Genomic DNA, 14,906 nt, shown 5'->3' with positions numbered 1-14,906 from the left:
TTTCAAGTGAAGTCTACAATATTGATTGCAGGAAATCCTTTGAACTGGCGTAATATCGGTTCAAGCCTGTTGTCATCTATTGGACGTTCAAAAAATAAAAAGACTTCATCGTATTCCATGTCGGATACATTATACGCATAATTCATAGTTGCCGGGTCCTCGGGACTTTCGAAAGCCATTCTATTTTTTATTGGATAACTTTCTTGGTCAATTGGAAATATCGGGCTTCTCGTCGTTGAATGATACGATATACCCTCCCCCATGTAAACAGCTGTTTTCATCGGGATATGCATGAATTCCCCAGTACCTAAACATAATGCCCGTTTTCCTGTACGATACTTCTGCAAGTATTCTCCCACACGCTGACAATATGCCTCAACGTCTTGTTTGTTGTCCGATGGGATACCGAATCTTCCAGTCAGGGCCGAATAATTGGAACCATTTTTAAATCCAGAAGAATCAATTGATGAATAGGTATAGTGTGGAAGAGGGATAGGCAATGACTTCAGACTAATTCTCTCATAACCCGGAACTTCAACAATCGATTCGCCAATAATAGGGGTACCTTCAGCTAAACCAGGTGTTCCTTCTACTTGAATCGTTCCGGTCAATAAAGCATACGTCGAGATGCGAACATCATGCAATTTCTCAAACGCTTTTAATCGTTGCTGATCTTCCTCACTTCGCCAGTCCAAAAGCGATAAGATTGTATATTCCTTACGTGGAAAACGCTTCTGAATAGAAGCAATGATATTTAATGCAGTCTTACCAGTCGTAATTTCATCATCCACCAGGCAAATCGAGTGGTCATTATTCAAGTACTGTTCCGGGGCATAGCAACGCTGATCTGTAGCGTGGGAATGCTCTTCTTCAAAGTAGAGAATCACCTCTTGATCAGCAAGCACTTCTCTTGTCGAATGAATGTAAGTGGCGTCCGAAAAACAGTCAAAAACGCCGTGACCGAGCGCCGTTGCTGTTTCCGCAAAACCGATGAACACAACCGGCTCATCGAGTTGACATTGTAGCTGTTGTACAATCGAATACGCTGCCTGCAAGTTCTTCGGAGAACTATCCTTAACAGCTTCGATGAGCAGTTCTTTTCCAGGCATTTGTTTAGTTGTCTTACCTTCATAATAAACAGAGGCCAGCAATGCCGATGCAATCATGGGCACTTCGGGCGATATAGGGATATGCTTCCCAAGCACTTTACTAACGAATAAAAAAGAACGTTTTTTGTTTATTCTCGCGGCCATCTCATATAAATTTCCAACTGAAAGATCATATGGGTTTTGTTCGATTTGTACATGTACTTGCATAGACTCGCAAACTTCATGCGTGTAGTTACTCGGATAATAAATCGATGAATGTGATGTTTTCATTGTACACCCCGTATATATCAGACTTAATTAACACTTTTTGTGCCCAGTATAAATGGGGCTTAATCTCATTCATCTTGTTCATAAATTCACTTTTGAACACGCCTTTTTCACCTGTCGCCTGCTGGAAGATACTAAGCGCGTCCACATATTCTTCCTTCGTGACGACGTGCAATGCTTGAACGGGTAAAAGGTGAGATGGATGAATGATCGTTTTCCCGACTAATCCATTCGCTCTATCCAGCAATGTTTCCTGAATTAGCCCGTCAAAATCTTTCCGAATCAATTCTTTTCTCAGAAGAAGACCCACTGAACCTGAACTTTCTTGAAATGGCGTCTCACGGAGTTGTGGTTTTAAGATTCGACCGTTCGATGAGAAATGTTCCCACACTGGGCCCGATACTACGAAACCATCATGTTGCCTGGCAAATATATTGACGACATCCGTAATTAGCTCATTGACAATAGAAATCTCATAGACAGTAGTCTCACTATCCCTTCTCAACCCGTAAAGCCCACATAAATCAGTAGCACCAATCCGGATATTTAGAATGAATTCGGCATACCGATCGACTATCTCCTTTAATAGTAGCAATTCGTTCAACCGACGCTCCTTGTACAGCACATTAGGCGATTCAAGAATCGGCATACCATATAACACCGTGTTCGCTTGCTCATTCAACAGTCGCAGACCCGATAAATAGTCTTCCCCATTATCCGATGAAAACTTAGGAAATACAAAGCCAACAAGATTTCCCAATGAATCACCGAGCCGCTCCCCTATATCCAGCATCTGTTGTGCACTTCTTACCCGGACAAAAATAAGTGGAGTCGTTTCTTCTGTAAGCCGGCCGTCCTCAATTGCAGCGCTAATTTGTTGCATATGCGTAATCAGTTTATTTTCCGCATGTTCAACCTCATGATCGCCTATTGCATCTTCAAGACAGATGGCTACTGTGACAAGCTCCTTAAATTTGTTGGTAATAATGAGATGGGCTATATCCTCCCGTGTTGCTGGCATATACAATAGAGCACCCAGACTGTATGACAGCCGTTGTTTATCGGTATACTTCGTAACCGTCACCGGCTTCCGATAAAATAAATCTTCTATGCCTATAGCGGCTACGTCATTAAAATACTTCAATCTGAGCACCAACCTTAGTTATTATTCGATTTAGGGTAAAAGAAAAAAGAAGGGGCTAGCCTTCTTTTTGTCTTTGTATTAAGCCATTTTCTTTTTATTCATGTTATGAACGACGAACGTAGCTATAAATGTCAAGATTAGAATGATAAAGAATACGTAATGGTGGACTTCGAAACCAACAACGCTCAATCCCATTTTAATCGCGATTAACATAATTAGCACATACGCTGACGTTTCAAGTTCAGGTACTTTGTCGATTAACTTCAAAAATACGCCGGCAATTCCACGCATCATCAAGACACCAAGCATTCCTCCAAGAAGAAGTACCCAAATCTGTTCACTGACACCGAAAGCAGCAAGGACACTATCTACTGAAAACGCGATGTCCATAATCTCTACAGCAGCGATCGTTCCCCAGAATGTACCGAAAAGACGGATTAGAATACCTTCTGTTTTCATCCCTGCAATTTCATCGTCATTTCCTGCCTCTTTAGACTTATCCATAAAGTATTTAATCGCCAACCAAGCGAGATAAGCCGCACCTAATGCCTTGACCCACCACAATTTAATGAGGAAAACACCGACCCCGATTGCGATAAAGCGGAAGACATAAGCACCAAGAAGCCCGTAAAACAAAGCTTTTTTTCTTTGTTTTTCTGGTAAATGTTTGACCATGACCGCCAAAACAAGAGCATTATCAGCCGACAATAACCCTTCAAGTATGATAAGGGTACCGATTAAGCCCCAACTGACTGGATCTGATAATACTTCCACCCACATACCCCAATCAAAAAAAGCGGCATATGTATCAATTATTCCATTAAGTATCTCCATTAGTTCCTCCTGATAATAAAACAATAAAAGACTTCAACCTTTTACCAGCTCGTAAATTTATACTTCTAAACCATAATTTCGGCAAAGCGCTCCAAGGCCTCCGGAGAATCCGCTACCAATCGCATTGAACTTCCAATCATTCCCGTGCCTGTACAGTTCGCAGAAAACAACAGCCGTTTCAATTGAGAAATCTTCTCCTAAATCGAAACGTAGCAACTCTTCACCAGTCGCTTCATCTGATAATCGGACAAAGGCATTTGATACTTGACCAAAGTTTTGACTTCGTGCTTCTGCATCGTGAATTGTTACTGTAATACCAATGCGGTCAACGTACGCAGGTATTTTAGGGAAATCGACGATTACTTGCTCGTCATCCCCATCTCCCTCGCCCGTCCGATTATCGCCCGTATGTAGAAGAGCGCCACTCGGATGCTTAAGATTATTATAGAAAATGAAGTCATGATCATTCTGGCAACGATTGCTTGCATCCACTAGAAACGCAGATGCATCAAGGTCAAACTCCTGTCCGCCAGAATATTTATTGGTATCCCATCCAAGTCCGATAACACCTCTTACAAGGCCTGGATTTGTTTTCGTCAAATCGATTTTCTGACCTTTTGATAAAGTAATCGCCATCTGAATCACTCCTGTTTATCATGATTAGAACGCTGAATTTCCATAACTATATAGATTGAATGGGTGAGTTTCCATTGAATACCGCTTCGGCGCTAGGGGATGCCTCCCGCCATAAGCCAGGTAGCTTCGCCACCAGTCTTATGGCTTCGGCTACCCCTTGTAAGGCGCCTTCGCTTAGTTTATATAGGTATTCATCTATTCAACCTATATAGCTACATCATTCAATTAAGCCTGTAGTCCATAATCCTTTACTAGTGAAGCTAGTCCGCCCTGGTAACCGCTGCCAATCGCGTTGAACTTCCACTCGCTACCATGTCTGTACAGTTCCCCTACAACAACAGCCGTTTCAATAGAGAAATCTTCTCCAAGATCATATCGGATTAACTCTTCACCGTTTGCATCGTTGACAAGTCTTACATAACTATTCGAAACTTGCCCGAAGTTCTGGCTACGTTGCTCTGCGTCATGAATTGTAATCGTAAACGCAATTCTTTCAACTGTAGTTGGTACATTCATAAGTGCGACTTTGACCTGCTCATCGTCTCCATCACCTTCACCAGTCAAGTTATCACCAGTATGAACAACAGAACCATTTCCACCCTCAAGGTTATTGAAGAAAACGAAATCTTTTTCATCTGCACATACACCTGATGCATTTAATAGGAATATAGATGAATCTAAATCGAAGTCTTTTCCACCGTCATATTTATTCGTATCCCAGCCAACACCAACCGTGATATTTGTTAATCCCGGGTTACTTTTCGTTAAATCTACTTTTTGTCCTTTACTCAATGAAATAGCCATTTATGTCATCCTCTTTTCTGTTTTTTATAGTTTATGAATACCTTTTAACCATATCTCCAAGACCTGAATCTGATGACCCAGACCCCACTGCACCAAATTTCCACTCACTGCCATGACGATATATTTCCCCTACAGTTAAGCTCGTTGAACCTGCGTAGTTTTCAGACAGGTTGAATTTCAGTAATTCCTCATTGTTCGCAGAATTCATAACGCGGATAAATGCATTTTCCACTTGACCGAAGTCTTGCTTACGTTTTACACAATCGTAAATGTTTACGACAAATACAAGTTTGTTAACGTTTGCAGGTACTTTCTTCAAGTCAACAATCACTTGCTCGTCGTCCCCGTCGCCTTCTCCAGTGGTATTATCGCCTGTGTGCGTTACGCTACCACATTTACTTTTTAAGTTGCCAAAGTAAACCAAGTTGTCATTACTCGCAAATTTATCGTCTTGAAGCATAATAACAGAAGCGTCGATATCCATATTTGAAGCACCACTACCGCCACCACCGAAAAGTCCGCCGAGTAATCCGCCAGCTTTTTTCTTACTCTGAATTGGATCCCAACCGAGCCCTACAGTAATCTTCTCAAGACCTGGATGACCCTTCGTTAAATCGATTTTTTGACCCTTTTGTAAAATAATCGCCAAAATAATCACTCCTTTACATTTTAATGAAAATTTTTTCTTTTCGCAAAAACACCATCAATATATATTTTACTACATCTTATAACGAACTACCAAAATGAAGATCCCCTATAGCCTTTTCTCCCCTGCAATGCAAACGCCGAACTCAACTTTCACGACTTATGTAGTCGTCATTGGACAATGACTAGTAAAACCTCAGAGTCGACCTGACAAATCATCCAAATACCTTGGAATCCCAAATGCTTGTGTTACTAGCAATACTATATAGTCCGGATAGTATGCTGAAATGACCACTTTCCATTTCATCACAATCATCTCTTGTTACTAGTACGTACGAACATGCTAAATAGTTTCAAAAAAATAAATCCACAGTACTTGAGTTTCCTACATCTTCACTTCACTACTCATTTCAAACACATCAAAGACATTTTCTTTAAAAATGAGTGACATGATTTTTCCTTCTTTTTCGTAGAAGTGGATATTCCCTTTTCGTTCATCTTCAAGTTCCATCCAGCCCCAATTCTTTATTTCCTCCAAGTAATGCTCGGGCGGTTCTCCCTGCTCCCCACCAATATTATTCAGCTTGTACTTTGCAGATTTCGCAATTTCTGTCGTACACGCTTCTGGCTTTAGTTCGCTCGCATTTTTCGGAACCGGGAAGCCGTGATTGATAACCGCCATGCGATAGCCCTCTTCTGCGCTATACACATTCGAACAGCCCGCCATCATACCGACAATGAAAAGAAGTATGAGTATCCGTTTCATAGCGCCATCTCTGCTACTAAAAACATAGAAAAACGTATTTGTTTTTCTACGCTAGACGGTTTCCTGCTTCTTCGTACTCCGTCTCGTCAACTGCTCACTACTACGGTTGATTTAGCACTCCACAGGCGTAAATTCGGATGTAGCCCACCCTACATATATGCGGTTTCGTTAGATGAGAACCGTATATTCTTTTGCGTATTTCAGATTCAAACTTGCATTAAAATCTCGGTCAAGAACAGTATCACAATTGTCACACGTGAATGTTCGTTCAGAAAGACTTAGTTTTGTCTTTTTGGCACCACAATTTGAACAAAGATTAGAGGATGGATACCACCTGTCTACTAGTCGGAGTTCGATACCCTTCTCAACGCATTTAGCAGTAAGCGTTTCCCGGAAAGCATAAAAACATTGCTGTGCGATAGCTTTAGATAAATGCCGATTTTTCATCATGCCTTTGACGTTTAAATCTTCAATTGTAAGATAAGCTGGTTTGGTTTTCACCAACACACTCACAACATACCGAATGTATTCCTGTCGGATGTTCGCTAGTCTAGCGTGCAATTTTTGAACAACTACGAGTTGTTTTTGCCTATTTTTAGCGCAGAATTCACCTCTCTCTCTACTCCTATTTTGTTCATAGCTGCGACTTAGCTTTCGCTGCTGTCGCTTTAATTGCTTTTCTAACTTGGCGACTGCTTGAGTCTTATTGATGTTTTCAAACTGGATATGATGACTGCAAACCGCTAAAGTGCTAATACCTAGGTCAATACCAATCCCATCATGCTTGGGCGCTTCAACTACATTAGATGAATCTTCTTCACACAAAGTAGAAATGAAATAGCGCCCCGCTTTGCAAGAAACTGTACAACTTTTAACGTGGGCTTTGGTTGGGATGTAACCATATTCCTTTAGTCTTACCCAACCAATCGTTGGGATTTTAATTCGATGACGTTCAACTGTCAGGTCTGTTGTATTGTTTTTCGGGAAATAAGCTTTTACATCTTGGTTCTTCTTCTTTTTGAAGCGTGGAAACTTAGACAATCCTTTAAAAAAATTCCGATATGCCTTATCTCCATTCATGATAGCTTGCTTCACAGCTTTACTAGAGACATCTTTAATCCAGTGGTCTGTTTTTTTCGAATGGACATTGTTAAGCCATTTAGAAAAGTCGTAACCAGATAAGTGTTTTTTCGTTTCTTTGTAGTGTTCCTGTGCAGTATGAAGATATAAATTATAGACGTATCGACAAACGCCGATGGTTTGGTTGACTTCTTGCTGTTGTTGGTCAGAGAGAAGGATTTCTGTTTTATAGGCTTTCTTCAAAACTTTCATCCTCCTCTATTTTCTTTTTGTATTTACGTAATCCGTAAATGCGACAGCTAAAGACATGAATAATTGAGATTAAGTCTTCAACCAACTTTTGTTGGGGTGATAATGAATCATTTTTGACAACCAAAATTTCAACGCCCCGTTTTTCTAAGAAAGAGGCAAACCAGTCGTAGCCAAAACGAACGAAACGGTCTTTATGTGCAACGAGAATCGTCGTAACGTTACCCTCAAAGTAATCGTCTAACAAGACGTTCCATTTCTTACGTTTGTAATTCAAACCACTTCCAATGTCAGTCAATACTTCGTCTACAATTAATCCTCTAGCATTGGCAAAGTCGCGTAAAAAAGAAAGCTGGTTCGCCAAGTCTTCCTTTTGACCCGCACTTGAAACACGCCAATAAATAACAATCTTACCTACTTTATTTTCTTTCTAAATCCCCATATACGCTGCATATTGCTCGTGCGTATAGAACCTTCTTCCTTGTGGGTTTCGGTAATCAATTAACTTTTGAGCGTTGTCCCAATTCTGTAATGTTTTGACCGTCACATTCAACATTTCTGCGAATTATTTTGGTTTATATGTTGTTTTCATGCCTATATTATACTATGAATTTATATGTTATCACACATTTCAGTCAACAGTTAGCTACTCCTCACAGAAAATTCACAACACATTACTTCAAGTTTACTAGATGTAGAGAGACTTGTCACGGGACGTATTTGTGACAACCTAGATGGGAGAATCCACGCTGGCGTTAAAGCTTAAATGACCTAAATCAATCAGTAAATAGTCATTGATAGTCGAATCATATCCCTGCACTGAATGCCGTTTTCAAAGATTTCTTCCTCATAGCGATCAACGAAAAAGTCTTTTATAACACCATCGATACGAAACCCGCATTTCTGATAAAACGCCAATTGACCTAGACTGGAATTTGCCGTCCCAACTTCAAGCCGCTTGCAGCCCTTCACCTTTGCGGTCTGTATTGCGTCACCCATTAACTTCTTACCAATCCCGCGACCATGGATACGCTCATTTACAGCTATATTAATAATCTCCATCGTTGTAACACCCAACTTGACAAGCACGTAGACACCAACGATTTCGCCTTCTTCTTCAGCAACACAGCACTCCCCACTGGCTATATACTGCTCTACCAGTTCCCGCGACGGGTCGGCAAGAAGTAGAAGTTCAAAAGGCGGGGTTTCATGTTGTAGCAATTTCCTAATTTTCATTTATACACCTTCCCCACGCTTCACGCATAATCTGTTCATACGTTGCATGCCAACCTGTATAGTATTTGGAGACATCTTCGGATGAGATAAAAGTTCTTCTGCTTGATTCATAACCCGCTTCAAAAGGATGTAATTCCGTAATGTCCATTTTATAAAAAACTTGATAACCTATTTTCGGATAAGGACTCAGTTCATTCCACAACGGATTTTCATTATGGTCGATTTCAATTGAACCGAGGAGTACGCAATCTCCCGTTACATAGCCTTCTTCCATCGCCTCGCGTTTAAAGCACACCTCCGCAGTTTCACCGACTTCAATATGACCACCCGGAAAATCCCAACCCCGATCATCCAAATCAACCATTAACAGTTTCTCGTCCTTAAAACAGAAGCCATGGACACTCGTGATCAAATCCCCTTTCGGCAAGAGACCACTCTCCCATGTCAGCTTCAGCTTATGGCCTTCCCACTCTACATATGTACTTGTCAAATACGCACTCCTTTCCCTAATGAATAACCTTCAAATAGCCTACCACCATATGGGTTCAACACTTCATCTGCAAGCATGATGACTGCGAGAAATGCACCGAAGAAAATACCGATAATAAGGCGATTGCCAGGCTCACAATTTGCTTCCATCCTCCAGAAAGCTTATCGAAGTATTTTTGTTGATTTACCCGCCCCGTTTTTCCCGATAACCACAATGACTTCGCCTTCTTTTGCTTGAAAATCCACTCCTTTTAAAACGATGTTTGTTCCGTACGCTTTTTTCATGTTGCTAACGTTGATGATATTCAAGGTTACGTCGACGGAATGATTTTGCAAAATTGAATGCGGAACTTCTGGAGCTTTGATGGCAAGAACAAAGGCGCTTGAGTCTAGACGTAAAATCTCTACGTTACAACTTATCCACAGTACGGGGTTTACTAATTTTCTAGGCACACAATGAGCCTTATTCGAGTGATTCCGTGTGCGGCTATTATCCATTATTCATCCAATGTTCCCCGCTAATTTTATTGCCATATAGACAGCGACTCCCCAGACGACCAAAGCAGATACTTTATTCAACAGTGCCATAAGCTTACCAGTTGAATCCAACTTACCGAAATAACGCCCCGCAGTTGCGAGCCCGATAAACCAAAGCCATGAGACAACGATTGTTGTTAATGTAAATGCTATTCTTACATCCCCCGCGTAATTTAATGAACTCGACCCGATAACCCCAATCGTATCTAGGATTGCATGAGGATTTAATAAAGAAACCGAAGCTGCAAAAAGGATTTGCTTCTTTGTCGAAAATCTCACGCCATCCACTTTTGTCGACATCGCATCACTTTTCCATAGGACAAAACCGATATAAAGGAGAAAGACAATGCCGATACTGAAAACAACATTTTCCAGCCAGGCAAATGTTAAAACAAGAAGTGATACACCCGACACCGCTGCAACAATCAGGAGCGTGTCACGAAACCCTGCCGTCACAACAACCGGCAAAGCTCTCACGAATGTCGGTTGCAATGCCCCCTGATTAAAAACGAACACATTTTGGACACCTAATGGCACTATAAGTCCAAACGCAAGAATAATTCCATGTAATATCGCCTCGATCATATTGCCACCCCAATTCAATCTCTATCTTAATCCATTCTCGATTAAAACCCTTTGTCCTCCTCCACGAATCAAAAATAGCCGCACCAGATTATCTCCGGCACGGCTTTCATTTTCTTCATTTATCCCGCATTAACTGGCAGTAAGACACCCACTTCAAGTCTTCAAGGACACAAGAAGAATAAGCGGGTGGCAACTGCCCGTAAAAGCCCGAATGGTTAAACTAACAATCAGTTGGGGATGAGGATCCCCCTCTACTTGAAGATTAACTTTATTTCGTCTTCTGCACAATAACAACCTTCAGATAGTTGAATTCAGGGTAATCACGGTTTGTCCGGAAGTCTTTCGGCAATGTTGATTCCTCGAGAATTTTATACCTAGATCCAGCTTCTTCGAAAGCCTGATCGATGAACGTTTTGAATTTCTTCATTCCGAAACTCGCATTATTCGTCGACGCAACAATAATACCATTTTTCTCAGTAATCGAAATCGCATCCATAAGAAGTGCCGGATAATCTTGCGCTGTACTGAACGTATACTTTTTAGTACGAGCGAAACTAGGCGGGTCAAGAATGATTAGATCGAATTTCAAATCATTCCGTTTTGCATAGCGGAAGTAATCAAAAACGTCCATCACTTTAATATCCTGCTGTTCGTAATCGATACCGTTGACACTGAACTGTTCGATTGTTTTTGCATTACTACGCTTCGCCAAGTCGACGTTTGTCGTCTTCACCGCGCCGCCAAGTAGTGCCGCAACAGAAAATGCGCCTGTATACGAGAATGTGTTCAATACATTTCTACCCTCAGAATACTTATCGCGAACCGCTTTACGCATATCACGTTGATCAAGGAAAATACCGGTCATTGCACCATCATTCAAATTGACAGCGAAATTCATGCCATTTTCTCGCACAATAATCGGGAAATCACCTTGTTCTCCTTTAACGAAATCATCCTGTTCGATGTATCCGCCTTTCGTGTCAAAGCGTTTCTTCTCATATACACCTTTGTAATCAATGATTTTATCAAACACGCTGTAGACATGATGCTTGAGCGAATAAATGCCTTCGCTGTACCAACTCACCATAAAGTAACCGTCGAAATAATCGATTGTCAGTCCGCCGATGCCGTCGCCTTCGCCGTTGAACACGCGGAACGCTGTTGTGTATGCATCCGCAAATAAAGTTTCACGTCTCGCAAGTGCCGCAGCGATTCTTGACTCGAAGAAGTCAAAGTCGATTACTTCTTCCTCTTTCCGCGTCAGTACCCAACCAAGACCTTTGTTTTGTAAGCCGTAATAGCCTTTCGCAACGAATCGACGATCTTTATCTACTAATCGTACGATTGTTCCTTCTGCTTCCGTCGCAAGCACGCTGGAATTGATAATTGCATCTTTTAAAATTAGCGGATAGCCTTTTTTGAAGTCTTTAATATTTCTTGCATTTACTTGTAAATCGATTGTTTTTGTCATTGTGTCACCCTTACTTCATCGTTTTCCTTATTATCGCACGTTTTATCATTAATTGCGAAATTAGTAAAGCCTTTTGCTCTTTACACTTAATTGAAACAACTTGCCTGGTATCCGCAAGGCAAGTTATATCTTCCTTCATCCATATAAAAAGGCAGTGGAACTGTTCATTTCCACTGCTTAAATACTTTTTTGATTTGTTACCTCTTGCCTCAGTCTTCCTTCAACAACGTCCGTGAATACACCAGTCCGACAACACCAACGATGGTGAACAAAATTGCTCGAACAAGAATGGAAATGCTTGATAAGTCGACGATGAAAAGCTTCAGTACACAAATGATAATGAGCACTGCTCCGATAATTTTGACATACTTCCAATTCATTTTCCCACCGATACTGATTGACACAAACGCAAAAGCAAACAACAAGAACGTATGCGCAAACAACACATACTCCAAATCCCATTCATAAGCTTTCGTGAAGGCTAAGTACCATTTATTTAAGACGATGAAATAGATAATCTGCAGGACAACCGCCAGTTGCGGCGTCTCCCACTTCAGCTCTTTCCGCGAAAGATAGAAGCGGTCTTTCATAATCGCCCACACTATAGCTGTAAAAGCAGCCACATAAGCAAATTGTACGAAGAAGTTAAACAAAAACTCACTATGTTTATAAGATGAATTCAAGCCAGACAGTAACATCCCGATACCCGCTATCAGAAACAGAATGACTGCTCCATGCGTCAAGTACAATCCTTTACTCCACCTATGGAAGACATACATAGCACTAAGAATCACCAATAACACAAGCGCCTGGACATGGTTACCTGTTTCAAACGATACATAAGTATTCGCGAGCCCTAGCCCCGTTAATTGAAAGATATAGAAAAGAACAAACAGTTGACCAACAATCAAACTCTTATCAATTGACTTCGTTTTGCCCTTCAAACGAGAAGGCGTAAATTGATAGAGCGTGTAAAATAGCCAACTGAATGAACCAATAAAGACAAGCCACACTGCATGTTCTAAGGACCAAAATGCATTTATTTGCATCGTAGTCAGAACTGTTGGGACCGTAAATAAGTAAATTACTGAGCTGGTCACAATCGTCCTAAGCGTGTCAAAACGCAAACCTACCCATATTCCAATTGCCCCATTCAATAGAAGTAACATCAAAAATACCCGAGTATCCTCCATATCGAAGGATAGGATAAAGACACTGATCGCAAATACGGCTACAGCAGACAAAATACCTTGTAGCGTGCTTTCCTTCTTCCAAAACGAGTATGCCGCAAGCGCACTATACAACAGCGCCAACATGCCGTAAACAAACACTTCCTCCATATGTCCAAGTAGCTTTATCCAGCCGATTGTAAAGACAAAATTCGAGTATAGAAGCGCTTCTGAAAATACATCCCTTGAAATTCTCCCTTTTAAGTAAAAGAATAAAATCACACCATGCTGAATTAACACCGTCGCAACAAGTATCGATTCTTCCGCAAACGCACTGTCCAGAAGTGCATAAACGAACAACGTTAAATGGAATAATACGAACGTTACATAGAATGTATACTTATGATTTTGACTGAGTGACACATAAAACAGTGATAAAAACAACAACAGGATGTACGCACAGAATTGGACGGAAGTCGCTCCTTCCCCTTCCAATAAGAAAGGGAGTAAAAAACCTGCAATTCCAGAAAAGATCGTCAACGTTTCCGATTTCGTCTTTCTCGATAACAACAACCCTGCGATAATATAAGCCACACCTATCACAAATGCAATCGTGAAATTCAGATAACCATATAAAAGATGTGCCGCAAATGTCGTCAAAATCCCAAGCCCAATAAAACCGCCAAGCAATGTTAGACCAAATCCTTTTTTCCCACTATTATAGTAGCGCGTCCCAAGAAAATAGAGCAAGATCGTTCCTGTATAACCCATTCCGACTCGAACCGGATTGGTGATAAACCCATGATCCATTCCAACTTTCAATCCCCATAAGACACCAAGCAGTAGAATAAACATAAATACGCGCGGAAGCCAGTTGCTTAACACTTTCTCTAGATCGAACTCTTTCCTTACTTTCTGCTGAATCGGAACTTCATCCCGAACTAGTTGCTCAGGCAAACTCCCCATTATTGAGGACAGATGAACATTCTTCACTTCCTCCGCAACATGGCTTGAAGGGGCTTTCATTTCAACCAATTGCCGTTTTAACGTACTTACTTCCCCTTCTAGATCAGAGACCCGTTGCAAAATAGCCTTCAGTTCTTCATCCAACTTGATCCCTCGTTTCCTATTTACTAGCTTCATAGAACACAATTTAGATATAAAAAAAAGAGCCCCGCTCGACAAATCGATGTGCTCTCATAAAAAACAAGTTACTTATTTAGGCCAGTAATCGAAACGCTAAACTTTTCCACATACTCATACGAATAGGCGGCCGTTCTTGCTGGCCCCTGGTCTGATCTAAGTACGTCTGTAAATCACCTTCAAAAACAGGCTCTAAGCAGGGCAGTTGTGAAAAATGATGCGGCTGCACTAAGCTTGGAGAAATGTTAAACATTTGTAAGCCGCCTTCATTTACGACCATCGCTACAAATTGCGAACAGAAAAATGCATGCTTGCGTTGAATTCCCTTATTCAGAGCCACACCAAACAAACCAATAAAATTATATTTATAAAGTTCTTTATTTTGTTCAATTAAGCGAATTTTATCAAGCATGCGCGTGTATTCTTCCATTGTCACTTCACAACTATAAACCTCACATGTTGCTTGTCGGAATATCCCCTCTGTAGCACTTTCTTTCACAAAGCCGCCTACAAATGGATTATGCCGCTGCTTCCGACCGAAACTGTACATCTCGTTCAGCTGTTCATCAAACGCGATTGACGTATGATTTAAATCTTTCCTCGTATACATCCCAATTGCTTTTGACAGCAACGTTCCAGTATCCGTAAGCACAATATATATTGTTTTTTTCATGACTATCAACCCCTTGCGATCTCTTACTGTTACATCCATTATGTACGTTCCGATAGGTTAACTAAACCG

At 41.0% G+C, this 14,906-nt stretch carries 16 protein-coding genes and 1 pseudogene; all 17 read right to left on the bottom strand.

The window, feature by feature from the left end:
• Positions 1 to 2: 2 nt before the first annotated feature.
• Entirely contained in the window at positions 3 to 1,379 is a 1,377-nt protein-coding gene (locus H2672_RS11795; RefSeq protein WP_186671541.1) for a phosphoribosyltransferase family protein, read from the bottom strand.
• Positions 1,342 to 2,520, bottom strand: a complete 1,179-nt coding sequence (locus H2672_RS11790) for an HpcH/HpaI aldolase/citrate lyase family protein (RefSeq protein ID WP_186671539.1) — start codon at positions 2,518 to 2,520, stop codon at positions 1,342 to 1,344. Before H2672_RS11790 ends, H2672_RS11795 begins: the two co-directional genes overlap by 38 nt.
• Positions 2,521 to 2,598: 78 nt before the next feature.
• The gene (locus H2672_RS11785) at positions 2,599 to 3,354 is read right to left on the bottom strand and encodes a TerC family protein (protein ID WP_186671536.1); all 756 of its coding nucleotides are present in this window, start codon (positions 3,352 to 3,354) and stop codon (positions 2,599 to 2,601) included.
• A 57-nt stretch (positions 3,355 to 3,411) separates the two neighbouring features.
• On the bottom strand, positions 3,412 to 3,990 hold the full coding sequence (locus H2672_RS11780; protein ID WP_186671534.1) for a TerD family protein: 579 nt from the start codon (positions 3,988 to 3,990) through the stop codon (positions 3,412 to 3,414).
• Between the two features lie 225 nt (positions 3,991 to 4,215).
• Positions 4,216 to 4,794, bottom strand: coding sequence for a TerD family protein (locus H2672_RS11775; protein WP_186671532.1), 579 nt, complete (start codon positions 4,792 to 4,794; stop codon positions 4,216 to 4,218).
• A 31-nt stretch (positions 4,795 to 4,825) separates the two neighbouring features.
• Entirely contained in the window at positions 4,826 to 5,443 is a 618-nt protein-coding gene (locus H2672_RS11770) for a TerD family protein (protein ID WP_186671530.1), read from the bottom strand.
• A gap of 381 nt (positions 5,444 to 5,824) precedes the next feature.
• Positions 5,825 to 6,205 carry a hypothetical protein gene (locus tag H2672_RS11765; protein WP_186671528.1) on the bottom strand — a complete coding sequence of 127 codons (381 nt, stop codon included), beginning with the start codon at positions 6,203 to 6,205 and terminating at the stop codon, positions 5,825 to 5,827.
• 168 nt (positions 6,206 to 6,373) lie between these two features.
• Complete coding sequence (locus H2672_RS11760) at positions 6,374 to 7,528, bottom strand: RNA-guided endonuclease InsQ/TnpB family protein (RefSeq protein WP_186671526.1); 1,155 nt, start codon at positions 7,526 to 7,528, stop codon at positions 6,374 to 6,376.
• Positions 7,512 to 8,090 (bottom strand): annotated as a pseudogene (locus H2672_RS11755) (IS607 family transposase). Before H2672_RS11755 ends, H2672_RS11760 begins: the two are co-directional and overlap by 17 nt.
• A gap of 224 nt (positions 8,091 to 8,314) precedes the next feature.
• The gene (locus tag H2672_RS11750; RefSeq protein ID WP_186671524.1) at positions 8,315 to 8,770 is read right to left on the bottom strand and encodes a GNAT family N-acetyltransferase; all 456 of its coding nucleotides are present in this window, start codon (positions 8,768 to 8,770) and stop codon (positions 8,315 to 8,317) included.
• Positions 8,760 to 9,260, bottom strand: a complete 501-nt coding sequence (locus tag H2672_RS11745; RefSeq protein WP_186671521.1) for an NUDIX hydrolase — start codon at positions 9,258 to 9,260, stop codon at positions 8,760 to 8,762. Before H2672_RS11745 ends, H2672_RS11750 begins: the two co-directional genes overlap by 11 nt.
• Entirely contained in the window at positions 9,257 to 9,409 is a 153-nt protein-coding gene (locus tag H2672_RS11740) for a hypothetical protein (RefSeq protein WP_186671519.1), read from the bottom strand. The genes H2672_RS11745 and H2672_RS11740 overlap by 4 nt, the downstream gene beginning before the upstream one ends.
• 12 nt (positions 9,410 to 9,421) lie before the next feature.
• Positions 9,422 to 9,712 carry an ATP-binding cassette domain-containing protein gene (locus tag H2672_RS19960; protein WP_370569636.1) on the bottom strand — a complete coding sequence of 97 codons (291 nt, stop codon included), beginning with the start codon at positions 9,710 to 9,712 and terminating at the stop codon, positions 9,422 to 9,424.
• Between the two features lie 48 nt (positions 9,713 to 9,760).
• Positions 9,761 to 10,381, bottom strand: a complete 621-nt coding sequence (locus tag H2672_RS11730; protein WP_186671517.1) for a LysE/ArgO family amino acid transporter — start codon at positions 10,379 to 10,381, stop codon at positions 9,761 to 9,763.
• A 268-nt stretch (positions 10,382 to 10,649) separates the two neighbouring features.
• Positions 10,650 to 11,852, bottom strand: coding sequence for a class I SAM-dependent rRNA methyltransferase (locus H2672_RS11725; protein ID WP_186671515.1), 1,203 nt, complete (start codon positions 11,850 to 11,852; stop codon positions 10,650 to 10,652).
• A gap of 209 nt (positions 11,853 to 12,061) precedes the next feature.
• Positions 12,062 to 14,131, bottom strand: a complete 2,070-nt coding sequence (locus H2672_RS11720; RefSeq protein ID WP_186671513.1) for a DUF2339 domain-containing protein — start codon at positions 14,129 to 14,131, stop codon at positions 12,062 to 12,064.
• A gap of 109 nt (positions 14,132 to 14,240) precedes the next feature.
• On the bottom strand, positions 14,241 to 14,837 hold the full coding sequence (locus tag H2672_RS11715) for a hypothetical protein (protein WP_255485738.1): 597 nt from the start codon (positions 14,835 to 14,837) through the stop codon (positions 14,241 to 14,243).
• Positions 14,838 to 14,906: the final 69 nt, after the last annotated feature.

Origin of the sequence: Sporosarcina sp. BP05 (genome assembly GCF_014282005.1) — a bacterium.
Lineage (GTDB): Bacteria > Bacillota > Bacilli > Bacillales_A > Planococcaceae > Sporosarcina.
The sequence above is the reverse complement of the archived record's forward strand: the minus strand, read 5'-3'. Positions and strand labels throughout refer to the sequence as shown.

What these genes read in the sequence shown, in the direction of transcription:
- H2672_RS11795 (WP_186671541.1), bottom strand. Translation starts at nt 1,379, where the DNA reads ATGAAAACATCACATTCATCGATTTATTATCCGAGTAACTACACGCAT.
- H2672_RS11785 (WP_186671536.1), bottom strand. Translation starts at nt 3,354, where the DNA reads ATGGAGATACTTAATGGAATAATTGATACATATGCCGCTTTTTTTGAT.
- H2672_RS11780 (WP_186671534.1), bottom strand. Translation starts at nt 3,990, where the DNA reads ATGGCGATTACTTTATCAAAAGGTCAGAAAATCGATTTGACGAAAACA.
- H2672_RS11775 (WP_186671532.1), bottom strand. Translation starts at nt 4,794, where the DNA reads ATGGCTATTTCATTGAGTAAAGGACAAAAAGTAGATTTAACGAAAAGT.
- H2672_RS11765 (WP_186671528.1), bottom strand. Translation starts at nt 6,205, where the DNA reads ATGAAACGGATACTCATACTTCTTTTCATTGTCGGTATGATGGCGGGC.
- H2672_RS11750 (WP_186671524.1), bottom strand. Translation starts at nt 8,770, where the DNA reads ATGAAAATTAGGAAATTGCTACAACATGAAACCCCGCCTTTTGAACTT.
- H2672_RS11740 (WP_186671519.1), bottom strand. Translation starts at nt 9,409, where the DNA reads ATGGAAGCAAATTGTGAGCCTGGCAATCGCCTTATTATCGGTATTTTC.
- H2672_RS11730 (WP_186671517.1), bottom strand. Translation starts at nt 10,381, where the DNA reads ATGATCGAGGCGATATTACATGGAATTATTCTTGCGTTTGGACTTATA.
- H2672_RS11725 (WP_186671515.1), bottom strand. Translation starts at nt 11,852, where the DNA reads ATGACAAAAACAATCGATTTACAAGTAAATGCAAGAAATATTAAAGAC.
- H2672_RS11715 (WP_255485738.1), bottom strand. Translation starts at nt 14,837, where the DNA reads ATGAAAAAAACAATATATATTGTGCTTACGGATACTGGAACGTTGCTG.